Source organism: Candidatus Zymogenaceae bacterium (genome assembly GCA_016931225.1).
In the GTDB taxonomy this organism is placed as follows: Bacteria; Desulfobacterota; Zymogenia; order Zymogenales; family Zymogenaceae; genus JAFGFE01.
Map to the genome: position 1 here is coordinate 1 of JAFGFE010000035.1, position 24,272 is coordinate 24,272.

The 24,272-nt window shown below is 54.2% G+C and carries 19 protein-coding genes and 2 tRNA genes; all 21 read right to left on the minus strand.

The window, feature by feature from the left end; genetic code table 11:
- Nucleotides 1-1,283 precede the first annotated feature (1,283 nt).
- Nucleotides 1,284-1,361, minus strand: a tRNA-Pro gene (locus JW885_13280).
- Between the two features lie 153 nt (nt 1,362-1,514).
- Nucleotides 1,515-1,790: an integration host factor subunit alpha gene (locus tag JW885_13285; GenBank protein MBN1883135.1), complete on the minus strand. Its 276-nt coding sequence runs from the start codon at nt 1,788-1,790 to the stop codon at nt 1,515-1,517.
- A gap of 21 nt (nt 1,791-1,811) precedes the next feature.
- Nucleotides 1,812-4,205, minus strand: a complete 2,394-nt coding sequence (locus JW885_13290) for a phenylalanine--tRNA ligase subunit beta (GenBank protein MBN1883136.1) — start codon at nt 4,203-4,205, stop codon at nt 1,812-1,814.
- 12 nt (nt 4,206-4,217) lie between these two features.
- Nucleotides 4,218-5,228, minus strand: coding sequence for a phenylalanine--tRNA ligase subunit alpha (pheS, locus tag JW885_13295; GenBank protein MBN1883137.1), 1,011 nt, complete (start codon nt 5,226-5,228; stop codon nt 4,218-4,220).
- A gap of 3 nt (nt 5,229-5,231) precedes the next feature.
- Nucleotides 5,232-5,585, minus strand: a complete 354-nt coding sequence (gene rplT, locus JW885_13300) for a 50S ribosomal protein L20 (GenBank protein MBN1883138.1) — start codon at nt 5,583-5,585, stop codon at nt 5,232-5,234.
- 103 nt (nt 5,586-5,688) lie between these two features.
- Nucleotides 5,689-5,886: a 50S ribosomal protein L35 gene (gene rpmI / locus JW885_13305; protein ID MBN1883139.1), complete on the minus strand. Its 198-nt coding sequence runs from the start codon at nt 5,884-5,886 to the stop codon at nt 5,689-5,691.
- A 90-nt stretch (nt 5,887-5,976) separates the two neighbouring features.
- Nucleotides 5,977-6,495, minus strand: coding sequence for a translation initiation factor IF-3 (gene infC, locus JW885_13310; GenBank protein MBN1883140.1), 519 nt, complete (start codon nt 6,493-6,495; stop codon nt 5,977-5,979).
- Entirely contained in the window at nt 6,496-8,403 is a 1,908-nt protein-coding gene (gene thrS, locus JW885_13315) for a threonine--tRNA ligase (protein MBN1883141.1), read from the minus strand.
- A 355-nt stretch (nt 8,404-8,758) separates the two neighbouring features.
- A tRNA-Val gene (locus tag JW885_13320) sits at nt 8,759-8,833 on the minus strand.
- A gap of 62 nt (nt 8,834-8,895) precedes the next feature.
- On the minus strand, nt 8,896-9,408 hold the full coding sequence (locus JW885_13325) for a hypothetical protein (protein MBN1883142.1): 513 nt from the start codon (nt 9,406-9,408) through the stop codon (nt 8,896-8,898).
- Nucleotides 9,409-9,477: 69 nt separating this feature from the next.
- Nucleotides 9,478-9,675, minus strand: a complete 198-nt coding sequence (gene hfq / locus JW885_13330) for an RNA chaperone Hfq (GenBank protein ID MBN1883143.1) — start codon at nt 9,673-9,675, stop codon at nt 9,478-9,480.
- 147 nt (nt 9,676-9,822) lie between these two features.
- Nucleotides 9,823-10,779 (minus strand): tRNA (adenosine(37)-N6)-dimethylallyltransferase MiaA, encoded by a 957-nt coding sequence (gene miaA, locus JW885_13335; GenBank protein ID MBN1883144.1) that lies wholly within the window; start codon nt 10,777-10,779, stop codon nt 9,823-9,825.
- Nucleotides 10,776-12,650: a DNA mismatch repair endonuclease MutL gene (gene mutL / locus JW885_13340; protein ID MBN1883145.1), complete on the minus strand. Its 1,875-nt coding sequence runs from the start codon at nt 12,648-12,650 to the stop codon at nt 10,776-10,778. Before mutL ends, miaA begins: the two co-directional genes overlap by 4 nt.
- Before the next feature lies 1 nt (nt 12,651).
- Nucleotides 12,652-14,346, minus strand: a complete 1,695-nt coding sequence (locus JW885_13345) for a hypothetical protein (protein MBN1883146.1) — start codon at nt 14,344-14,346, stop codon at nt 12,652-12,654.
- Nucleotides 14,343-15,086, minus strand: a complete 744-nt coding sequence (locus JW885_13350; protein ID MBN1883147.1) for an ABC transporter ATP-binding protein — start codon at nt 15,084-15,086, stop codon at nt 14,343-14,345. Before JW885_13350 ends, JW885_13345 begins: the two co-directional genes overlap by 4 nt.
- Before the next feature lie 45 nt (nt 15,087-15,131).
- A complete protein-coding gene (locus JW885_13355) occupies nt 15,132-15,908 on the minus strand; it encodes a hypothetical protein (protein MBN1883148.1) in 777 nt (258 codons plus the stop codon).
- A 641-nt stretch (nt 15,909-16,549) separates the two neighbouring features.
- Nucleotides 16,550-17,311, minus strand: coding sequence for a UPF0280 family protein (locus JW885_13360; protein MBN1883149.1), 762 nt, complete (start codon nt 17,309-17,311; stop codon nt 16,550-16,552).
- Between the two features lie 78 nt (nt 17,312-17,389).
- Nucleotides 17,390-18,106 (minus strand): serine O-acetyltransferase, encoded by a 717-nt coding sequence (cysE, locus tag JW885_13365; GenBank protein MBN1883150.1) that lies wholly within the window; start codon nt 18,104-18,106, stop codon nt 17,390-17,392.
- 11 nt (nt 18,107-18,117) lie between these two features.
- Complete coding sequence (locus JW885_13370; protein ID MBN1883151.1) at nt 18,118-19,128, minus strand: acetyl-CoA carboxylase carboxyltransferase subunit alpha; 1,011 nt, start codon at nt 19,126-19,128, stop codon at nt 18,118-18,120.
- Complete coding sequence (locus JW885_13375) at nt 19,113-22,646, minus strand: DNA polymerase III subunit alpha (GenBank protein ID MBN1883152.1); 3,534 nt, start codon at nt 22,644-22,646, stop codon at nt 19,113-19,115. Before JW885_13375 ends, JW885_13370 begins: the two co-directional genes overlap by 16 nt.
- 2 nt (nt 22,647-22,648) lie before the next feature.
- On the minus strand, nt 22,649-24,271 hold the full coding sequence (gene guaA, locus JW885_13380) for a glutamine-hydrolyzing GMP synthase (protein MBN1883153.1): 1,623 nt from the start codon (nt 24,269-24,271) through the stop codon (nt 22,649-22,651).
- Nucleotide 24,272 lies beyond the last annotated feature (1 nt).

Below are 24,272 nucleotides of genomic sequence, written 5' to 3' on the forward strand. Positions count from 1 at the left end.
TCTGGATCGGCAGGTTATGACTGTGTAACCGCCATTGACATGCCGGGAGGTACGGCCACTGTCAACTCAAGTCTCGTTCAGGACAGAAGAAGATTATTTAAAAAGCCAACATCCCATATTGATAACTGACAAATTAGCATTAGGAGGGCCTTATGAAATAATTCTTGCACCTAAATACGTACCATCTACTCATAAAATGCCACGGAATAATCCTTCAAAGAATTTTATCAAATATTTTCTTAATTACTTGTGGGGCGATTTTCCTTTCAAACTCCTATATCCAAAACTAATCAGAGAAGGTAATGCATTATGCTATTCGATAGTAATATCCGCAACCATATTCGGCTGGTTACTAGAAGCCCAAGGAATAACAAGATTACAAAATATCACGGAAACTATTTTCTTGGTATCAGGTATATTTGCCATAATAAGTTTTATCCTCTGGTGGCTTACTATTCCTTTTATCATGGCAGCAAATGAAGATCGATGGTTTTTGGGCGGTTATATTACAATAATAGTAACGATCCTTTGGCACATTTTCGTGTTCCTTTTGCTATTCTTTTTTATTAAACAATATTCCCTTTACCATAGTCTTTATTTGACTTTGCTTGGCGGTGAGCTTTTTCTTATTATGGGTGCTTTTTTAGTATATGGATGCAATTCATTACAGGCAATTATAGCTTTAGCGGAGCCTTTAAGAAAAGATGAAAGAAGAGAAATCAGACATGCAATACGCATTTTTCAGCAATTTAAGAAGAAAAAGTTCAATGTAGATGTTTCAAATTTCATTCCTCAGATTTCCGCGAAACCAATAATATATTTCTGGGTTTATCTTTTTTGTTTAATAATTCTATCAATTCATACCACCTACTTTATTTTTCTACTAATTTTTTATGATTATTCGCCTCTGAGAGGATCAGTAACTTTAATACGCAATTGTTTTTTATTTCTTTTCATTACGATTCAATTGTTTTGGTATAATTCGATGTTCCATAGATTACAAAGAGAGTTGTATTCTCCATAAGAAGTATAATGGAGAAACATCATGTCTCAGATGGCAGGTGCTGATTTTGAATCTGTCCGGCAACTTCTCGGCCATTCAGATATTAGCACGACCCAACCGTATCTAAACGTGACAGACCAGCACCTTGATAGAACGGTTGATATGTTAGGCTTCAAACGGGAAGATGCGAACGTAATACAATTCAAAAAATAGTTATTCTACTATTTATTCTACACCATAAAAAAAGGGGTTACAAAATCTCGTAACCCCTTGAAATTATTGGTCGGGACGAGAGGATTTGAACCTCCGACCTCATGACCCCCAGTCATGCGCGCTAACCAGGCTGCGCCACGTCCCGATGTGTCCTGGAAATGTCTTTTATGCTCTCTTTAATTTTTCCTCGATACCGATACAGAAAACCGTTTGGATTATTACAACTTCCACCCTGGAAAGGGGTGTGATTTAAAATAGGTAATATAACAGCAACGGTATAGAAATGGCAAGTAAAATGTTAATCGTTCAAGGCTCTTTTAAGGATTTGGCTCGGCTTGAATGTAACCACTTTGCGGGCGGCGATTTCCAGCTCATCGCCGGTGTGCGGGTTTCTGCCCTTCCTTGTCTCCTTTTGCCTTACGACAAAATTTCCGAACCCGGAAATTTTTACCTTCTCACCGCTTTCCAGGGTTTGTTTGATGATCTCAAACAGTTCATCAACGATAATTGCGGATTCCTTTTTTGTGATATCGAGGTTCTTGTAGATACAATTGACTAAATCTGCCTTAGTCACATGCGACCTCCCTTATAACGGTTATCGTATTTGTACGCTCAGCGTCTTTTCAAGCACATCGATAACCCTGCTGTGCACAGTATTCACCTCTTCATCCGTCAACGTCCGCTCATCAGATTGATACATGACACTCAACGCCAAGCTTTTCTTTCCCTCGTCTATCTGCCTGCCCGTATAGACATCGAATACGGTTATATCCCTGCCGATATCACCCGTTGCATCCCGCACTGCTTCGACGATATCCCGTGAACGTACACTCTCCGCCACAATCATGGCGATATCCCTGAGTACGGGGGGGTATCTCGGTATGGAAGTGTAGGTAATAACCTCCTTCTCAACCTTCTCCAAGGCTGTTAGGTTTACTTCCATCACATATACGGTGCGGTTCAGGTCATATCTCTCGGCGACGTTCTCATCGAGCTTTCCCATCACTCCGATGATATCTCCACCTATCTTGATGACGCACGATTCCACCGAATCCAGGTATGGAATCGACCCCGCATCGTCATAGGAAACATCGGAAACGCCGATTCTCTTTACCAATGTCTCCCAGGTACCCTTCAGATCGAAGAAATCCATGGGCTGTATTTCCCTGCCCCATTGTTTGGGGTATCGATCACCGGATATCAGCGCCGATAACATATACGGTTCATCCGGGAGCTTTTCCTGCTTCCTTGGGGTATAGACCCGGGCGATTTCAAAGAGTTTGAGATCAGTATTGAGGTGGTTCATGTTGCCCGCAGCGACCTTGACTATCCCCGGTATGAGGGTCGTGCGCATGACCGCCATCTCTTCGCTCATCGGATTTTTCAACTCCACCGACGAGCCGTTTTCCATGCCCAGCCGCGCAAAGGTATCCCGCTCGATAAAGCTATAGGTGATAATCTCCGAGAATCCCTCCGAGATCATCACATCGAACGCCCGTCGCGCCAGTCTCTCATGCTCCGTTCGTACTTTGTGCCCCATCGCTATCTCGGGAAGCGTCTCCGGTATCTCGTCGTATCCCTTTATCCGGGCCACCTCCTCGATGAGATCGATTTCGCGATCGAGGTCCAGCCGGTACGACGGTGGGGTGACATCGAGCAGGTCGCTCTTCTTTTTCTTGACGTCCATGGAAAGCCGGGTCATGATATCCACGGTCTCTTCCGTGGTGACGTCGAATCCGATAATCTTCCGGGCGCGCTCCGGTCTGAGGTGAATCGTCGGGCGCACGGGCACGGATCCGACCTCATCGATGATTCCCTTGGCCGCTTTCCCCCCCGCCAGATCCACCATCAGTTGCGTGGCCCGGTCGGCGGCCGTCGCCTGTCCGCCGGGGTCAACCCCACGCTCAAAGCGATAGGCCGCCTCGGTCATCAGGTTGAGGTATCGGGCGGATTGATGAATGGAGGGCGGATGGAAAAAGGCGCTCTCTAAAAGCACCGTATCGGTGTCGTCTTGTATCTCCGAGTTGGCGCCGCCCATGATGCCTCCGATGGCCACAGGCCGCTTCCCGTCGCATATCATCAGAATATCGTCGGACAGGGTACGCTCGACGGCGTCCAGCGTGAAAAATGTTTCCCCTTTTTTCGCCCGCTTGACAACGATCCTGTTTTCTTCGAGCAGATTATAGTCGAATGTGTGAAGGGGCTGTCCGTATTCCAAAAGAACGTAGTTCGATATATCGACGATGTTGTTGATGTCCCGAATCCCGAGGGCAGAGAGACGCATTCTCATCCAGAGCGGAGATCTTTCGATGGAAACATCCTGGATGACCCGGGCGACATATCGCGGACACAGATCCTTGTCTTTCACATCAACGGATGTGAGTGAGGTGATGTCATCACCCTCCTCGGGAAAAGTAATCTTCGGGATGTGAAGGGGGGCATTGAGCATCGCCGCGATGTCCCGAGCCAGCCCGATGATGCTCAGGCAATCCGATCGGTTCGGTGTGATGGAGATATCGAACAGGTAATCCGATACATCGAGGATCGTGTCTATCGCCTGGCCCGGTTTTGCCGTATCGGGAAGCTCAATAAGCCCCGTATGATCCTGGGTGATCCCCAGTTCGTCCTCGGCCAGGAGCACGCCGGCGGATTCGACGCCCTTAAATTTCCGCTTCTCGACGGTCATGCCACCGGGAAGCCGAGTCCCCGGAAGCGCCAGGGCGGTCTTGAGTCCGACGGTGACATTGGGGGCGCTGCTGACGAGCCCGATGGTCTGGCCGCCGGTATTCACCTTCGCCACGAAAAGGGTATCCGATTCCGGGTGAGGTGTCACCTCGACAATCTCGCCCACAATGATTGCATCCAGGCCCTCGCCGAGACGCACTACCTCCTCGACCTCCAGGCCGGACATTGTCAGAAGATCACTAAAAGGCTCGACATCCATATCGATGTCGACAAATTCCCGGAGCCACTGTAATGTCGTTTTCATATGTTGAAACCGCTAGAACTGAGAGATGAAGCGGATGTCATTTTCAAACAAGAGTCTGAGATCGTCGATGCCGTATTTCAGCATTGCGATTCGCTCTATCCCCATGCCGAAGGCAAAGCCAGACACCTCTTCGGGATCGTACCCGACCATACGGAACACGTTCGGATCCACCATGCCTGAGCCGAGAATTTCAATCCAGCCGGTGCCCTTACAGACCCGACAGCCGGCACCGTTGCAAATGACGCATTGAATATCGATCTCGGCGCTGGGCTCTGTGAACGGGAAGAAGCTGGGGCGAAACCTGAGCTTTTTCTTTTTTCCGTACATGGCATGAACGAAAGCGGTCAGCACCCCCTTGAGGTCCGCCATGCTGATGTCATCGCCGACCATGAGTCCCTCCACCTGGTGGAACATCGGCGTATGGGACACATCATAGTCATGTCGATATACCTTGCCCGGCGCGATGATTTTCACCGGCGGCGGCTGGTTTTCCATGACCCGTACCTGAACGGGGGACGTATGGGTTCTGAGCAAGACATCTTCATCGATATAGAAGGTATCCTGCATATCCCGAGCGGGGTGGTGCTTCGGGAAGTTCAGAGCCTCGAAGTTATAGTAATCCAGCTCCACCTCCGGCCCCTCGGCCAGATCGAACCCCATTCCTATAAAAATGTCGACGATCTGGTTGTATACCAGGGTAATCGGATGGGTATGGCCGATATAACCAGTACGTCCCGGGAGGGTGTAATCAAACGACGACGAGCCCGCGACGCCTTCCTGGGAGTTTATTCTATCCAGGGTGGTGTCAATAGCGTTGGAGATGAGGGATTTTACCTCGTTGGCTAACTTGCCGACTATGGGACGTTCATCGTTTGAAAGGTTGACCATGTCCCGAAGGATGCCGGTCAACTCCCCTTTCCTGCCGATATAACGAACCCTGAGCTTCTCAACCGTATCGGTATCAATAGCGTCCTGTATCTCCGCCAGCGCCCGATCCTTTATGGCATGTATCCGATCAAACATTTGTTACGCGTGCTCTTTGGAGATTTCAACGAGTTTTCCGAAGGCCTTTGAATCGTGAACCGCCAGGTCCGCCAGGCTTTTTCGATCCACCTCCACGCCCGCCTTGTTCAATCCGCCGATGAACGTGCTGTACGACATTCCGTGTTCCCGGACGGCGGCGTTGATGCGGACGATCCAGAGTTTTCTCATCTCCCGCTTTTTCGTCCGCCTGTCCCGATAGGCGTACATCATCGCCCGTTCCCAGGTCTCCTTGGCGGCCTTGAATCCCCGTGAACGTCCGCCCACGTATCCCTTGGCGGCCTTGAGGATTTTTTTACGGCGTCTGCGCGCCTTTGTTCCTCGAACCACTCGTGACATGATCTGTCGCTCCTCTATCACGATCGACGCACCCGCTCACCACCGATGAATAGACAGCGGCAGAGAGTGCGGGTGCGCGTATCGAATGTGTTGTGTGTCTGTATTACGCGTATGGAAGCAGGCGCTTCAAGGCCTTCGTATTATGAGCATCAACGGTGGTTGAGTCTCTCAGGCGTCTTTTACGCTTTCTACTTTTCTTCGTTAAAATATGGTTGGCAAAGGCGCGCTCTCTTTTGAACTTGCCTTTTGCGGTTGTTTTAAACCGTTTTGCCGCACCTCTATTTGTCTTGATTTTGGGCATGATACTCCTCGCGATCGTTCCCGCAGGCTCTGAGTCTATCGCTGGAAATTGGCGGTGCGCACACCGTTACCGTGCAATACGAAGTCGTTGCTACTTTTTCGGGGCAATAATCATGACCATGTGTCGGCCTTCTAGCTTGGGGTTGGCCTCCACGGTCCCGAACTCCTCAATATCCGCGACGACCCTATCCAGGACCTTACGACCGATATCCGTATGCGTTATTTCCCGGCCCCTGAAAACCATGGTCACCTTTACCTTGTCCCCGTTTTCCAGGAACTCTTGCATATGCCGTATCTTGAACGACAGGTCATGCTCCTGGGTTTTGGGGCTGACCTTGACCTCCTTGATGCTGACCACGGACTGCTTCTTCTTCGCATCGTGAGCCTTCTTGCTCAACTGATACTTGTATTTCCCGTAGTCCATGATACGGCACACGGGGGGATCGGCGTTCGGGGCTACTTCAACGAGATCGAGTCCCGCTTCTTCAGCCCGTTCCCGTGCCTCACCGATGCTGACAACCCCCAACTGCTCACCATCCGAGCCGATCAGGCGTACCTCATCGGCTCTGATCCGGTGATTGACTCTTACGTTTTTCGATTTGTCTTTTATTTATACCCTCCAAAATACGGAGCTCTCGCTCCTGATTAATGAAAGAAATTCCTCGACGCTCATCGGGTCAAGGTTTTTCCCTCCCAATGCTCTGGGCGTTACCTGTTTTGCTTCAACCTCATTATCGCCGATAATCAGGGCATATGGGATCTTTTGGAGCTGCGCCTCCCGAACTTTCAGGCCCAGCTTTTCATTTCGAAAATCCCCCTCAACCCGTGCCCCCGCACGTTTCAATTCATCAACGACATCCCGGGCATACGCAATATGATTATCGGTGATGGTCAGGACAATCGCCTGCACCGGCGCCAGCCCCACCGGGAACGCTCCGGCATAGTGTTCGATGAGCACTCCCAGAAACCGATCGACGGATCCCAGGATGACCCTATGCAACATGACTGGGCGCTTTCTCTCACCGTCGGCGTCGACGAAGGTTAGATCGAACCGTTCAGGCAGCGTGAAATCACACTGGACGGTGGCGCACTGCCACTCGCGGCCCAAGGCATCCTTGAGCTTGAAATCAATCTTGGGGCCGTAAAAGGCTCCGTCCCCCTCGTTTATTTCAAATTCCTGGCCCTGCCGCTCGAGGGCGTATCTGAGAGCGTCGGTGGCCCGCTGCCAATCTTCATCTGTCCCGATGGATTTTTCCGGCCGTGTCGAAAGTTCCATTGCGTATGGAAACTCGAACACACCCATCACATAATCGATAAACTCCATCACCCCGACAATCTCATCCACCAGTTGATCCGGCGTGCACAGTATATGTGCATCGTCCTGGGTGAAGGCGCTGACCCGGAGCAGGCCGTGCAACTGCCCCGATTTCTCATGCCGGTGCACCGTGCCGAGTTCAAAATACCGCACCGGCAGGTCACGATAGCTCCTGATTCTCGATTTATAGATGAGCATGTGGGCCAGACAGTTCATCGGCTTGATGCCGTATTCCTGGCCGTCCGCCTCGGTAAAATACATCAGGTCGCGGTAATTGTCGTAGTGACCCGATCGTTCCCACAGTTCCTTTTTCAGGATCAGTGGGCCCATGACGATGTCATATCCCCTTTTGAGATGCTCCCGACGCTCGAAGTCTTCCAAGATCGTCCGAACCATCGCCCCCTTCGGGTGATAAATCGGCATTCCCGCTCCCGCCTCGTCGTTGAACTGGAACAGATCCAGCTCTCTCCCAAGCCTGCGGTGATCCCTCTTTTTAGCCTCTTCAAGAAACTGAAGGTGCTGCTTGAGAGCCTTGTTGTCCGCAAAGGCGGTGCCGTAGATGCGCTGGAGCATCCTGTTTTTCTCATCCCCCCGCCAGTATGCCCCGGCGATTGAGGTGAGTTTGAACGCCTTGATGGATTTGGTCGATGGGACGTGGGGCCCGCGACATAAATCGGTGAACCCTCCCTGGGTGTATAAGGAGACATGATCGTCCTCGATATCATCCAGGAGTTCAAGCTTGTATATTTCTCCGAGCTTTTCGAACAGCGCCCGGGCCTCGGCCATCGGCAGCACTCGTCTCTCGAAGGGGAGGTCCTGCCCGACGATCTCCTTCATCTTGTTCTCGATCTTTTCCAGATCATCGGGAGTGAACGGCTCGGGCTTGTCAAAATCGTAATAAAATCCGTTTTCGATGGAAGGACCGATGGCGACCTTGACATCGGGATACAAGGACTTCACGGCCTCCGCCATGACATGGGAGGTCGAATGCCTGATGATCGCCAGACCCTCGGGAGAATCAACGGTGATAAAGCGAACGTCCGCGTCTTTCGGGGTCGAAAGAGACAGGTCTTTCGGCTCTCCGTTCACGTACGCCGCCACCGCTTTTCCACGCAGGTTTTCCGGGACTTTCTTTAAAAGCGTCTCTTCTTTCGATACGCCGGATTCCGCGAGCTTTTTGCTTTCCACTTTAGATGCGTTCATTGTGATACATTACTATGCAAAAAAAGGCAACACAAACTACAAGAGTTTGTTGCCTTTTCAATCATTCGGATTTTACTGTTTCAAACCCTTCTCGTCTGTTTCTCTACTACTGATTTGATGTATGAGTATATCTCGTTGAGTGCAAATTTTCAATATGACATTTTCCAAATCCGATTTAAAACTGCCGGCTTTCGATGTGTTCAAAAACGAACGATGAGTGCACATCATATAACAATTATACCATGAGGCGACAGAGACACACCAATCGGTCGACGATCTCACTCATACTCCCCCATCTCCCATTCTCTCGTTCCCCTCCTGTGCTTCCCTGCTCCCCTATGCCCTCCGCCGGATATGGTAGGCACGGGCGGGATTGAACCGCCGACTTCTACCGCGTCAAGGTAGCGCTCTCCCACTGAGCTACGTGCCTATAATTGCCTAAAACATTGTAATTAGTAACAATTCATGCCGTTAATGTCAAGCTAAAAATGGTTACCTGCTCGAATTCTCTATTTTTAATTCCAGCAAAAGCTGCTCCGATTTATTTTTGTATGTGCCCGTAAGGCTTGCCGCTCGTCTTAACTTTTCGCCTGCGCCGTCCACGTCACCGATCTTTATGAGGCTCACTCCCATCCAGTAATACGCGGCCCCGTTATCGGGAGCAATCTCGATGACCTTATCAAACGTTCGGGTTACCACATCAAACCACCCGTCGTCTTTGAGTATCAACTCCCTCTGCATCGACGCCACAAGGGCGAATACCTCCTCCCGTGAGTTTTCGGCATAGGCGATCGCCAGGCTCATATAGCCCTGGGATACATCCGAAAGCCCCATCATCGACCAGTAAATCCCCTTGCCTGCATACGCGGGAGAAAATACGGGGTCTCCCTCCAGCGCCGCGTCGAACTCACGAAAGGCATCATCCAGAAGACCCATGTCCAAAAACGCCATTCCGTTGGAGACGTGATGCATGGGAGATCCGAAGGGATACGTTTGGACCGTCATGGAATGCGCGCATCCCACAATGCACAGGCTCACAAAGAGACCGACCGCAACTCTGAAAGACGACATCATCTATTTCTGATGTATTGTGGTAATGGCATGTTTATAAATGAGATATTCTTTATCCGATTCAAGCATGATACAAAAATTATCAAAACTCTTGACCGTTCCCTCAAGCTGCGTGTTCCCCGTAAGATTGATAATCACCGGGATCTTCTCCTTGCGCATCTGGTTGAGAAACTGATCCTGGATATTAATGCTGTTTTTCATTCATCCACACCATCATCTTTTCGATCGAATTAAAAAATATATATAACTAATTGTATGATACCCGCTCCGCCTAATATTTTCAAGTACTTTCTGTCCCGCTCAATCTTATATCCGATTGCCATACTCCACCCTGAGTACGAAACCCGATTACACGTCTTCTCCGTTCGTCCCTCGTATGAACCGTACAACGTCGCCCGCCATGTCCTCGGTGGGATAAGGGTATGTAAACCATTTGACATCCGGTACTTTACGAAACCAGGTCATCTGGCGCTTGGCGAGCCTCCGGGTATTTCGCTTGATGAGGGAGATGGTTTTGTCCAGGTCCGTCTCTCTCTTTAGATACCCGCATATCTCTCTGTACCCGATCGCCCCCAGGGCATGAGCCTCATGCATACATCCCATATCAAGAAGCGCCTGTACCTCACGGTCGATCCCTGCGCGTATCATCTCATCCACACGCTCGTTTATGCGCCGATAGAGCAGCTCCCGCTCCATGGACAGGCCGAGATAGAGCACATCGTATCGACGATTGGAGAATCCGTGCCGTTTTCTGATCAATCCCGCGGGAAGGCCCGTGGCGTGATAGATTTCAAGCGCCCGGACGATCCGCACCCCATCCCGCGGTTTTATCTTCCGTGCGGAATCCGGATCTACGGACGCCAGCTCGTCGTGGAGTTTTTTTGCCCCTTCGGCCTTCAGTCTGTTCCTGAGGGAGTCCCTCAGCTCCCGGTCCGCTTCCGGCGCGGGCACCAGGCCGTATATCAACGCCTTCAGATACAGACCGGTGCCGCCGGCGACGATCGCAACGCGACCTCTCTCGACGATGCCGGTGATGGCTTTCTGTGCCTCTCGGGCGTAGCGCATGGCGTCATAGCGCTCGGTTGGATCCGCGACATCGATGAGGTGATGCTGAATACCGTCCTTTTCCGCTTCCGTCGGCTTGGCCGACCCGATATCGAGACCTCGATATACCGCCACCGAGTCGGCGTAGACGATCTCTCCGTTTACCCTCTGTGCAATTTCCACCGCAACTTTCGACTTCCCGGAGGCGGTGGGGCCGACGACGGCGACGATCTTTTCTGGTTGTTGAAGCCCCTGGATCATGGAATTCTCTTAAATCGCTCCAAGAGCTCCCTTTCCGTCAGCATGATCGAGGTGGGCCTGCCGTGGGGGCAGCGGGAGCCCGTGGGGAGTGCGGTGAGATCCGTAATCAACGCTTCGATCTCGCCGGTGGTCAGTTTTTTCCCCGCCCGTATCGCACCGTGACACGCCATCAGCGCGGTCAGCCGATCGTATACCCGCTCCATATCGTCGCCTGCGCCCCTTCCCTCCTTCAGCTCCGCGATCATCTCCTGTAGCACGGACGATACATCCGATTCGCTTAAGTCCGCGGGAACGGACTCGATGACCACCGCGTCGCAGCCGAAGTCCGATATCGTCATGCCGAGCCTTCCGATCTCACCCTGATGATCGATCAGAATCGCCTTTTGGGCGCGGGACAATTCCAGCGTTACGGGGAAGAGAAGAGTCTGTTTGGGCACATCTCCCGTACGGCGCCCCTGACGCAGCCGTTCATAGACGATCCGCTCATGGGCCGCGTGTTGATCGAGAATGACGATGCCGTCCTTCACGGCAAGGACGATATATGTCTCCAGGACCTGGCCCAGAATCACGTAGTCCCCCGCGATTTCCGTAACTACGTCGTCCATCGCCACGGCGGGGGTCTGTGCCTCGTCATCCAATCCGGGGTGTGTTCCCTCGTCCATCGGCCACGCCCTCTGAGCCGCTCCCCGAAGACCGGATATATTTCCCCCGGCGCGAAAGAGCTCCCCCGCCGCACCCCCCGGGCCACCTGTCCGATACGTCCCGCCCTCTTCACCCACCCCGGGCTTCCTTTCAAGGGTAACGAGCGGCGTATCGCTCTTATGATAGTCCCCCATCGATGAAACGGGAGTTACTTGAAACGACCCCCGCAGGGCCTCACCCACCGCCCTCGATACGACGCCGTGTACGATATTCGGCTTACTGAACTTCACCGCCTGCTTGGCGGGGTGAATGTTCACATCCACCTCCTCGGGTGAAATCTGAATGAAGAGGATCATCTGCGGATAGCGCCCCGCGCCCAGCATGCCGTGGTAGGCCCGCATGATCGCGTTATTGACCATCTGATCCGTGACGAAGCGATCATTGACAAACAGAAACATCCCCGTCCGGGTTGAGCGGGTGTCCTCCGGGGCGCCTGCCAGGCCGATAATGCGAACGCCGTCTGCCTCGAACGACACATCGGACATCCGTCCCGCCGGACCCTTCCCCACAATGTGCCCCGCTCGATCCCTCAGAGAGCCTGTGTGGGCGTTGAGGACTTCTTTTCCGTCTGCCACGAGGCGAAAGCGCACATCGGGGCGGGACAGGGCCATGCAATGCACCACATCCAGGATATGATAGTGTTCGGTTCGATCGGTCTTGAGAAATTTGCGGCGTGCGGGCACCGCAAGAAAGAGATCATGTACCCGGATGCTCGTCCCAACGTCCCTGCCGGCATCCCGGACATACTCCACGGTGCCCCCGTTGATGGCTATCTCTGTCCCTGTTTCATCGCTGGACGATTTGGTGATCAGGACACACCGGGACACCGACGCGATACTGGGCAACGCCTCGCCCCTAAATCCGAGGGTATGAATCTTCGACAGGTCCTTTTCGCTTGCAATCTTGCTCGTGGCGTGACGCTCCATCGCAAGGAGCGCATTCTCACGGTCCATGCCGTGTCCATCGTCGGAGACGGCGATGAGTTGCTTTCCCCCCTGTTTTGTCTCGATATCGATCCGTCCCGCCCCGGCGTCCAGAGCATTCTCCACAAGCTCTTTGACGACGGACGCGGGGCGTTCAACGATCTCCCCCGCCGCAATGCGGTTGATCAATCGTTCTTCGAGGATTCGTATTGTTGGTGTCGCGCCGCCGGGAGTCACATCAGACATGTCAGTACTCCAGCCGTTCAAGGTTCCTGAAACCCAGGCGCATCGGCAGGATGAAGACGATACCGTTGAGGATCAGAAGCAGAAGGATGGAAAGAATGAGGATCCTGGGATCAAAGGCGCCCGGATACAGAAGTTCCCTGAAATAATTGGAGACCGGCCATGCCTGGATGGCGATGGTCAGACCGATATATCCGAGGCTGACGACCATGTAGAAGATGCCTCCGATGCCCCCGGCGATCTCAGCGGCGTTTTCATAATTGAATCGAGGGAAGATCGCCCCCATGCCGACGCCCAGGGCCGTCAGAGATACACTCATGACCAGTATGGTCAATGACGACAGCAGCATGAAAAACGCATCGGCCCGGAGCATGAGGTTCGAGGAGATGATCAAAAGCTCCCCCATGCACACCAGCGGGAATACGGAGATGAAAAATTTGCTCCAGAGAAACCGCCTCATCGACAAGGGCGAGGAAAAAATAATCCAGGAGGAGAAACCCTCGAGACTGGTTGTGGGAAACACAAATCGAACCGCCAGGGCGGAAATGACGAATCCCGCCAGGCCGAGATTCAAAAACGACGTGAGGTTTTCGGTAAAGCTGTCCTGTATCGGCAGACTCCGAATACTGAAGAGATAGATGACGATGAGGGAGACGAGCAAAAAGACCTGCGACCACTGGGTGGGATCCCGGAAGAACGTCTTTATATCCTTGATCATGATCGCCCGCTGGGTATGATGGAGGCCCTTGAATGAGTCATCCAGCATCGACAGACGGATAACCTTGCGGGTCCCTCCCCGGGTGCTGCTCTCGAAGGCCTGGGAAAAACCTGAAAAGTAGATGTGCCGGGCGATGAACACGACAAGAATAAACGCAATCAGCGCTCCCGCACACAAGAGGACGACGTTCGAGGCGATGACACCCTCCTCTATGCCCAAAAATCCGTTGACCACGTGGGTCATCCAGGTGGACGGGAGAAAGGGATTGTCAGGCACCGCGAGACTGTTGAGCGTCGTGATGAATTCCGCCTGTTCCAGATCGGTGATGTCGGTGTAGAGCGTCTCCGGCTTGAGATAGCGGAAAAATAATACTAGAACGCCTGCGAAGATCATCCCCAGGAAGGTGAACACCTGGTGTGTTCGTTGTGCGGGAAAAAACCGCATCAGGAGCATCGTTACGAGGATGCCGAGACCCGCCGGGATAATCAGAAAGGGGATCATGAGCCCTGTGATCGACAGGTAATAGGGGGCGCCTAATTCGTACACTTTCCCCAGGGCGTAAAAGATGGGCAATCCGAAGATCAATACCATATAGGAGCTGTTGACCGCCGTCTGAACATATTTCCCGACGAACACCCTGGTGTGAGACAGGGGTGACGACAACAGGAGGTTCAAATCCCTGGAGAGATACAACGTCGAGAGCGAGGCGATGATATTGGAGAAAATCAACACCGAGAACAGCGCCAGGGTGATCATACCGATGAGCTGGCTCAACAGGATGTTTCCCACGAGGTAAATATCAAGCTCCGGCGCCTGGAGCCGCTCGAAGACACGATAGAAAAAATAATAATCAAATATAAGAAAGAGCACCCCGACAATCCCGAAAAACGAGATCCTGAAAAGCCGTTCCCTATTCAGGCGGACCAGGTCGTTTTTTGCCGAGCACAGACGCACCCACAACAAAAGCCACATGCCCTTCATGCCGCCCCCTCCCGGCGCTCCTCGTCGGTGAGGGTGAAGAAGATCTCCTCCAACTCCCGGTGCCGTGCGTGTGCGGTCTTCATCAGCTCGTCAATGGTGCCGATCGCCACCAACCCACCCCGGTTAATGATGCCGATGCGCCGACACATCTGCTGGGCGTGTTCCAGGGTATGGGTGGACATGAATATGGTCACCCCGTTTCTGGCGAGGTCCATATATATCTCTTTCACCAGCTTGATGCTCTTGGGATCAAGGCCAACCATCGGCTCATCGACGATGATGACTCGGGGATCATGAATGAGGGCGGACGACATCACCATCTTTTGCTTCATCCCATGGGAATACCCCTCTATCAGTTCGTCGATCCATTCATCCATGGAAAAGATATCTTTCAATTCGTCGGTCTTGAAGTCGATTATCGATCGCTCCATATTGTAGAGTTCTCCGACGAACCGGAGAAACTCCCTGCCGGTCAGCTTGTCATAGAGAAAAGGCTTGTCCGGGATATACGCGGTCACCTTTTTCGCCTCCACCATATCCCGGCTGATGTCGAATCCGTTTATCTGGACGGTGCCCGAGGTGGCCTTGAGCAGCCCCGCCATAATCTTGATGGTAGTGGTTTTGCCGGCGCCGTTGGGTCCGAGAAAACCGAAAAACTCTCCGTCCTCAACCATCAGACTCAGGTTGTTGACGGCGCGAATCTTGCCGTAATCCTTGATTAATCCTTCAATTCTGATCATAACACTGTTCCGTCGTCCTGCATCAACACACATATGTAACCGGCATCACCCGGTACCGCCGCCGATTCCTTCGATTCTCTCCTGTAACTGTCGATATATTTCTTCTCCGATCGAAAGACCCAAATCGATGAACTCCGGCCCATAGGCCTTCCCTGTGTCGGTCCTGAATGTATCCTTTATCCGGATAATCCCGTCAAGGCTTTTATGATACCGCTTGAGCATGGCGCTTACCGGTATACCGGCGTATTCGAGCATGTCCCACAGGGTCCGTGTAAAATTATCCGGCCCCCAGCGAAATTTGTCCGCGTCGTATAAAGCGTCGGACAGGAGCCGTCCCGCTTCATCCTCCACCGAAACCTGTTCCTGAAACGCCTCATGGTTCCGAATGGCGGTGACGATTCTCTCCTGCCAGAAACCCGCAAGGTCACACCGAGCGAGTATCTTCTGTGCCGCCCGGGCGCCCGCCAGGGCATGGTGCTCCTGTTTTCTCTTGATGTCATGCAGCAGTCCCGCCGCATGGGCGGATACAATGAGCATTTCGTCCTCGGCGGTCAACGCATCAATACTTTTGAATCCGCGCTCCACGGCGATAATGGCGGCGGTGTCCACAGCCACCATCTCCGAATGATAGGAGCCGTGCCCGAAATCATCCTCTTGATCGCATATCAAGGAATAAAATGACTCGACCAGGGAATTGCTATTGAAAATATTCCGGGAAAGCGTCGCCTGGCTCTCGCATTCAGAGTAAAAACGGGGACGGTTGTATTCATCCGCGATGGTGCATGCAATACTCCGGGCCTCGGCGATGGTAAGAGCCGTCATTGTTATATGATACAGGAATAGCGCGGAATGTGTCAATTACTAAACGAGTTATCGAGTTATCATTGACGTTACTAAAATTTTGTGATATATCACTACGTAAGTGTGGAGCATGGTCGATCGGGCGGGCTTTCATTGAGAGATACACCGCCGAATATCCGTTCACTGTATGATTGGACATGCGCCTGCTTGTATAATTTATCATACGCTTGTATTCGGGACAACCGCCCCCATATAAATGTATATGTATATACGAGATAAGCTGTTTGTTTATCTTCACCATTCGCCGTACGGCGTGGGGAATCGAACAGTTATCATTCGGTATGCTTTTTATATCATGGAGACGCACTATGTATACTATGTGTAAACGATTCGTTATGACCGCCGCCCTTATCGGAATCCTTATGCTTCTTTTGGGGTGCGCGAACATTGGAGTCGGATATCATTACAGTGTCGGCGCGAACAGCAACACCGGAGCGTCGATGACTCCCGATACCCCTGGAAGCAACACCGGAATGGGTTTCGGGATCGGATTCTGAGATCCAGGCCCACCGATCCGAATCGATGCAGTGCAGGGACTCATCCCGCATCGTTATAACGGTACGGGCAAGGAGTTATTGTTTGCATGCGCACCGGTATTGTTCTCACCTTTCAGTCACCGCTGTCAGGCGGATATCTCCTTGCATCCCAATCACCCCACAGGCGACGACAAACGCCCCCACAACATCAGGTATCCGGCAGATATCCGCTATCTGTGCCTCTATGTCTTCCGGCCTTTTAATACGATTACCCAGGGCCGTGGCCGCAGCGTCGGACAGGGAGCCGCGTGAAGCCACCACCGCCGCCAGGTCGCATCCCCCAAGGCTCAGGGAATGTCCGAATGTGCCGGAGGATGATGATATTCCGATCCCATCCGGAGACGGGGGGATTTCCATCCCCACACACCCCTCCCCCCCGCCGTCCATCGACCACTCCAGGGACACGACACGGGAGACGGGAGAGATGATATAGACATCCCCTCCGTTTTCCACAATCGCCTCGGTCGATTGCTCACCGTCCGGTTGTATCTCCGCGAGGCTCCGGGCGGCGATCTCCGCCAGGGTCCCCGCCACCGCCGCCATCGGTCCCACGGCACACAACCGCGCGTCGCGTATCATCCCACGAACCAACGAAGGCGCGAGGGGGTCGTCGGGAAGGGGCGAAAGAGTCTCGAAAAACTGCGGATTATCCTCAATATATTTCTCGAGGGAATATCGGGCGGAAAGAATCGCATCAACAACAAGCTTTTTGTGCGGCATGTTCGTGCGGATAAAGAGATTCGTCTCCTTGACCGTCACGGTAAAGGAGACAAGCCCCTCAGCGGGGATGCCGAAGCGATAGGTCCTGTTGTCGAATAGTCCGGTCACCGCAGTATCATCGGCACAAGAAATACCCGCGCCGGGATGAAAACATGTATCCTGCTATGTATCATCGACGGATACATATCACTTCTCTATCGAGGCGGATTTCTCCCGGCGGTTTGTCGATCGTGACGACTCCCCGTCCGACGTCCTGTCCTCCATGGCCTCAAGCCGCCGCTCCAGCTCCTTGACCCGCCGTGTCAGGCACATGATGGCCTGTTCCTCCGGGTCGGGAAGCAGGTGATGCTCGAGGTTGACGTCGCTCTCACCCATTCCCTCATCGGAATAGATGATCCTCCCCGGTACGCCGACCACCGTGGAGTGGGGGGGGACGTCCTTGACCACTACGGAATTGGCGCCGACCCGGGTGTACGCGCCGATGGTACAGGGACCGATGAGCTTCGTCCCCGCACCGATGACCACATGGTTCTCCAGGTCGGGATGGCGCTTCTCCTTCTTCCAGCTCTTTCCTCCCAGGGTAACACCCTGATATATGGTCACGTCATCCCCGATTATGGACGTCTCTCCGATGATAACGCCCATGCCGTGGTCGATGAAGAACCGCCTTCCGATGGTCGCCCCGGGATGAATTTCGATTCCGGTCAAAAACCGGCCGGTATGGGAGATGAAACGCCCCAACAGGTAGAGCTTCCTAGTCCAAAACCAATGCGCGACGCGATATATCAAGACGGCGTGCAATCCCGGATAGCACATGAGAATCTCCAGGGTTGAGCGCGCCGCAGGGTCCCGTAGAAACACGACCCGGATATCATCTCGAATGGTTTTGATAAACTGTATCATAAGGTGTCGTTTCACTCCTCTGTTTCATTTCCGATGTGCGATTCTTCCGTATGGTTCGGGCCGTTCGGTTCATGATATATCCCGACCCGTCGAAATCGTTCGTAGCGATTCAAAAGCCGCGTCTCCATGTCGATTTCCATGATTTCCCGAAGATTCTCGACGACGGCCTGTTTGAACAGTTCGGCCGCCGCGTTCTTATCCCGATGGGCGCCGCCCCTGGGCTCCGTGATGACCCCGTCGATGAGGCCCAGCGACAGATTATCCTCTGCCGTCGGCTTGAGGGCTTCCGCGGCCGTCTCTTTCATCGTATGGTCCTTCCAAAGAATGGACGCGCACGCCTCGGGAGAGGAAACCGTATATGTGGCGTTTTCCATCATGAGGACCCGGTCGGCCACGGCCAGCGCCAGGGCGCCGCCGCTTCCCGCCTCTCCGATGATGACGGTGAGTATGGGCGTTCTCAGGGTTGCCATGGTAAACATGGACTCCGCCAGCGCCAGCGACTGGCCCCTCTCCTCCGCCGCCACGCCCGGATACGCCCCCGGCGTATCGACAATGGTGATCAGCGGAAGCTCGAACCGCTCGGCAAGCCGCATCAGGCGCATCGCCTTTCGATACCCTTCCGGGTGGGGCATGCCGAAGTTTCGCATGAGCCGTCCCTTCAGCCCCCTCCCCTTTTGGTTGCCGACCACCATCACCCGCCGCCCGTCGATTCTCGCCAGTCCGCCCAGCACCGCCTTATCGTCGCCGAAGAGGCGGTCGCCCGATAATTCAATATAATCGTTGAAGACCAATTCCACATAATCAAGCATCTGCGGACGATGCTCCAGCCGGGACAATTCTATCTTCAGCCATCGATCGGCGTTCCGATAAAAATTTTCCTCCAGCCTTTCGGCCCGCTCTTCCAAAAAACGTATCTTGTTCGACAGATCGGCATCACCATTCTTATCCGTGGCGTTCTTCATTTCCCTGATTTTTTTGTTGAGCTCGATAATACTTCGCTCAAACTTCAGTTCCCTGGCCACAGGCCGCCTCCTGTCTGATGTTCCGTCCTCGCGTCCGACCGCACCGTCACCGCCCGTTCAGAGAACAATTCACCCACCTGGGTGATGAATTCTTCCGACGGATCGACGCCCATCGCATTCTTGAGGTTGATGGTGATGAATCCATCGTTATTATCAAAGAGCCTGAGCATCACCGGAACCTCACCACGGTTGTTGTCGATGACACCCTTCAGGCGCTCGATGCAATCGGTCGAGAGGGAAAGGTCGTGAACATCTATATATACCGTGCGGGATGCGGGGGTCGCCCGAACCGATGACAACGGCGCCACCCCCGACGCAATCACCTTGCTGGATTCCTCGCCCCGATCGACGGTCCCGGTCAGAAGCACCGGGTTGTCCTCCACCAACAGGTCACGATATTCATTGAAAACGTCCGAAAAGACGATAACCTCCACCATTCCCTTCAAATCTTCAAGGGTGACGAAGGCCATTCGATCCCCCTTTTTGGTCATCACCTCCCGCACCGAGGAGATGATGCCCGCCATGTGGACGGTCTCTTTGTCATGGATGTTTCCGAGGGTGGTGCTGTCCGCCGTGGCGACCGTTTTCAACACGTCCCGATACTGAAAGAGCGGATGACCGCTGAGGTAAAAACCGAGACACTCCTTTTCACATGAGATCGACTGCGCCTCGTCCCACTCGGGAACGTCCGGGTATTCATCAACATACTCACCCAGATCGACTTCCTCAATGGTATCGAAAATGTTCATCTGGCCCTTGCGCTGTTCCTCCTGCCTGAGCTGTCCCAGATCTACTGCCTTGTCCACCGCCGCTATCATCTTCGCTCGGGAGACAGCGGTCGAATCCAGCGCCCCGCACTTGATGAGGCTCTCGATGACCCGCTTGTTGACCCGTCTGAGATCGACCCGCCTGCAAAAATCGTACAGGGATGCGAATCCGCCTCCGTCATTGCGGGACTCGATGATCGACTCAATGGCCTGGCCGCCGACGTTTTTCACCGCGAGCAGCCCGAAGCGAATCGTTTCGCCGGAGACGGTGAAGTCAAGGCCGCTCTCGTTCACGTCCGGCGGCAGGACGTCTATATTCATCTCCCGGCATTCGGCCATGTATTTGATGATCTTGTCCGTGTCGTCCATTTCCGAGGTCAGAAGCGCCGCCATGAACTCCACCGGGTAGTGGGCCTTGAGGTAGGCCGTGCGAAACGACACGAGGGCGTACGCGGCGCTGTGGGACTTGTTGAATCCGTACTCGGCGAACTCCTCCATATCCTTGAATATCTTCTCGGCGATCTTGGGCTTGATTTCATTCGTCCGGGCGCCGTCGAGAAAGCGCTTCTTCTGGGCGGCCATCTCCTCCCTGATCTTCTTGCCCATCGCCCGACGCAGCAGGTCGCCCTCGGCGGCGGAAAATCGTGCGAGAGACGAGGCCATCTGCATGACCTGCTCCTGGTAGACGATCACGCCGTATGTATCCTCAAGGATATCCCGGAGCTGTTCCAGCTCATAGGCAATCAACGAGGGCTTGTGCTTTCGCCTGATGTACTCTTCGGCCATGCCGGTATTGAGGGGGCCGGGTCTATAGAGGGCCACCAGGGCGATGACCTCCTCGAATTTCTCCGGCACCAGTCGAACCATCAGATCCTTCATGCCGGAGCTTTCAAGCTGGAAGACCCCGTCGGTCCTTCCGGACTGGAGCAGCTCGAATGTCTTCGGGTCGTCCAGGGGGATGTTTGAGATATCGACCTTCACGCCCTGATTGTTCTCGATGAGGGACACCGCGTGATCGATGACCGTGAGGGTTCTCAGGCCCAAAAAGTCGAATTTGATGAGGCCCAGCTTTTCGACGCATTTCATGTCGAACTGGCTGACCACCTCGCCCTTCTGCCCCCGGGTGAGCGGCATGTAATCGGTCAGCGCTCGATTGGCGATCACGATCCCCGCGGCGTGGGTGGAGGCATGACGGTTGAGTCCCTCCAGGGATCGGGCTATCTCCAGCAGTCTCCTGACCCGGTCGTCCTCGGCGATCATGTCCCTGAGGCGCGCCTCCTTCTTGACGGCCTCGTCCAGCGTGATGTTCAGGGGAACCGACGGAATCAGCTTTGCGATGCGGTCCACCTCCGGATAGGACATATCCAGGGCACGGCCCACATCCCGTATCACCCCCCGGGCCTGCATCGTCCCGAAGGTGATGATCTGGGCGACCCTCTCCTCGCCGCCGTATTTCTCCGAGACGTACTGGATCACCTCATCCCGGCCGTTTTTGCAGAAATCGATGTCGATATCCGGCATGCTGATCCGCTCAGGATTCAGAAACCGCTCGAACATGAGATCGTAGGGCATCGGGTCGATATCGGTGATGCCCAAAGAATAGGCGACCAGGCTTCCGGCGGCGGATCCCCGCCCCGGCCCGACCGGGATGTGTTTGCTTTTCGCGAAGTTGATGAAGTCCGCAACGATCAGGAAATAGCCCGCGAATCCCATCCGGGTGATCATGGCTATCTCCCGCTCCAGGCGGTCCCGGTATCGGTCCATGGAAATCGGAGAGCTCTGAGAAAGGGCGGCCATTCTGCCTTCGAATCCATGTCTCGTCTCGTTGACAAAGTACTCCGCCAGATCGCCGCCGCCGGGGACCTCGTATTCCGGGAACTGAAATTCACCGAAGGTGAATTCCAGATTGCAGCGCTCGGCGATTTCCAGGGTGTTTTTAATCGCCTGGGGCGTCTCCCGAAACGCGCTGATCATCTCTTCGGCCGATTTTACATAGAAGTGCCGGCTGCTCAGACGCATCCTCCCCGGGTCTGAGATGGTCTTGCCGGTCTGGATGCACAACAGCACGTCGTGGGCATCGGCGTCGTTTTGGGTCAGGTAGTGGCAATCGTTGGTGGCGACCAAGGGGAGATCCATCTCCTTCGCCAGGCGCACCAGCCCCCGGTTTACCAGCCGCTGGTCCTCGAGACCGTTCTCCATCATCTCCAGGTAGTACCGTCCGGGAAAGATCGACCGGTACTGATCGACGGCCTCTTTCGCCCCCGCATCGTCGCCCTTGAGTATCTTCTGGGCCACCTCCCCCTTGAGGCACGCCGAAGACGCCATCAGCCCTTCGTTGTATCGAGCCAAGAGCTCCTTGTCCACCCTCGGCTTGTAGTAGAAGCCGTCCAGGTGGGCGTGAGTGAGAAGGCGGTTAAGGTTTTTGTATCCCTCCTCGTTTTCCACCAGAACGAGCAGGTGATTGGAGTTGTCCCGGGATGTGATCCCGTCTCCGCCCTTTTCCCGGTGATCGCCCGCCGCAACGTACAGCTCGCACCCGATAATCGGCTTGACGCCCGCCTTTTTCGCCTGCTGGTAAAAATCGACCGCCCCGTATATATTGCCATGATCGGTCATGGCGACGGCGTGCATCCCCTGTTGCTGGACCAGGGAAAACAGGTCGCTCAGGCGTATCGCGCCGTCAAGCAGGCTGTATTGGGTGTGCAGATGGAGGTGTACGAATTCGGCACCTCCTTTCCCGGTTTGGGACATGACTACTCCCACTCGATCGTGCTGGGCGGTTTCGACGAGATGTCGTACACCACCCGGTTGACGCCCTGCACCTCCCGTATGATGCGATCGGATATGCGGGCGAGGACATCATGGGGAAATTCATACCAATCGGCGGTCATGCCGTCCAGGCTCTTGACCGCCCTGAGCGCCACCACATTGTCATAGGTGCGCTCGTCGCCCATGACCCCGACGGTCTTGATCGGCAACAGCACTGCAAACGACTGCCATATCTCATCGTAGAGACCGGCGGACTTGATTTCGTTTTCCATGATCATATCCGCCTGCTGCAGGATATCCACCCGCTGGGGTGTCACCTCGCCCAGGATGCGCACCGCCAGCCCCGGTCCGGGGAACGGGTGACGCCTGATGATCTCCTCCGGCAGCCCCAGCTCCCGACCGAGCACCCGCACCTCATCCTTGAAGAGTTCCCTGAGCGGCTCGATGAGCTTCAGGTTCATCTCCTCGGGCAATCCTCCCACGTTGTGATGGCTTTTGATGGTGGCGGACGGCCCCTTGAACGACACGCTCTCGATCACGTCGGGGTAGAGGGTACCCTGGGCCAGATAGGCGACCCCCTCGATGCGTTCCGCCTCCGCCTCGAACAGCTCAATAAAGAGGTTCCCGATTCTCTTTCGCTTCTCTTCGGGATCGATCACGCCGGAAAGACGCTGAAAAAACTGTTCTTTTGCGTCGATGTAGTGAAGGTCCATGCCGAAATGATCTCGAAAGACCTTCTTGACGCGGTCCGACTCGCCCTTGCGCAAGACGCCGTTGTTGATGAAGATACAGGTAAGCTTCTTCCCGATGGCGCGAAACAGGAGTGCCGCCACCACCGACGAGTCCACCCCACCCGACAGGGCACAGATGACCCGATCATCCCCGATGCGATCCTTGATCTCCTCGGTCGCCTGGTCGATGAAGGAGCGCATGTTCCACAGCCCCGCCAATCCCGCGATGCGGAAGAGAAAATTGCTGAGGATTTCCTTGCCCAGGGGCGTATGCACCACCTCGGGATGAAACTGCACCCCGTAGATATCCTTCTTTACATGCTCGAAGGAGGCGATGATGGAGCTCGTGCTTCCGGCGGTAACCGCAAAATCGGGTGGAGGGGTGATGATGCTGTCTCCGTGACTCATCCAGACTTCCAGCGTCGGGTAGTCCTCGAAGCCGTCGTAGAGGCGGCCCTTTTTCACCACCACATCATCGCCCGATCCGGCCCGGCCGTCCCCCGGCGTGAATCGGTGTCCGGGGCTGATGGTCACGGTCTCCCGTCCGTATTCCCGGATCGTCGCCCGGCTGAGCTCTCCCCCCAACAGGCGGGCGATCAACTGCATGCCGTAACATATCCCCAGCACCGGGACGCCCAGGGAGAAGATTTGTGCATCCACCGTCGGTGCGTCGTCGTCGAGGACGCTGGCCGGCCCCCCGGAGAGCACCAGCGCCCGAGGCTTCATCTCCTTGATGTCCTCGATGGATACGCTGCACGGATGTATTTCGCAGTAAACCCGTTGCTCCCGGATACGGCGGGCGATCAACTGGGTATACTGGGATCCGAAGTCCAGTATGATTACTTTTTCCTGGTGGATGGAATCTGAGGCGTTCATT

Coding starts and splice junctions, on each gene's coding strand:
- JW885_13290 (MBN1883136.1), bottom strand. CDS start 4,205: ATGAAAACGACATTACAGTGGCTCCGGGAATTTGTCGACATCGATATG.
- pheS (MBN1883137.1), bottom strand. CDS start 5,228: ATGTTTGATCGGATACATGCCATAAAGGATCGGGCGCTGGCGGAGATA.
- rplT (MBN1883138.1), bottom strand. CDS start 5,585: ATGTCACGAGTGGTTCGAGGAACAAAGGCGCGCAGACGCCGTAAAAAA.
- rpmI (MBN1883139.1), bottom strand. CDS start 5,886: ATGCCCAAAATCAAGACAAATAGAGGTGCGGCAAAACGGTTTAAAACA.
- thrS (MBN1883141.1), bottom strand. CDS start 8,403: ATGAACGCATCTAAAGTGGAAAGCAAAAAGCTCGCGGAATCCGGCGTA.
- JW885_13325 (MBN1883142.1), bottom strand. CDS start 9,408: ATGACGGTCCAAACGTATCCCTTCGGATCTCCCATGCATCACGTCTCC.
- hfq (MBN1883143.1), bottom strand. CDS start 9,675: ATGAAAAACAGCATTAATATCCAGGATCAGTTTCTCAACCAGATGCGC.
- miaA (MBN1883144.1), bottom strand. CDS start 10,779: ATGATCCAGGGGCTTCAACAACCAGAAAAGATCGTCGCCGTCGTCGGC.
- mutL (MBN1883145.1), bottom strand. CDS start 12,650: ATGTCTGATGTGACTCCCGGCGGCGCGACACCAACAATACGAATCCTC.
- JW885_13345 (MBN1883146.1), bottom strand. CDS start 14,346: ATGAAGGGCATGTGGCTTTTGTTGTGGGTGCGTCTGTGCTCGGCAAAA.
- JW885_13350 (MBN1883147.1), bottom strand. CDS start 15,086: ATGATCAGAATTGAAGGATTAATCAAGGATTACGGCAAGATTCGCGCC.
- JW885_13355 (MBN1883148.1), bottom strand. CDS start 15,908: ATGACGGCTCTTACCATCGCCGAGGCCCGGAGTATTGCATGCACCATC.
- cysE (MBN1883150.1), bottom strand. CDS start 18,106: ATGATACAGTTTATCAAAACCATTCGAGATGATATCCGGGTCGTGTTT.
- JW885_13375 (MBN1883152.1), bottom strand. CDS start 22,646: ATGTCCCAAACCGGGAAAGGAGGTGCCGAATTCGTACACCTCCATCTG.
- guaA (MBN1883153.1), bottom strand. CDS start 24,271: ATGAACGCCTCAGATTCCATCCACCAGGAAAAAGTAATCATACTGGAC.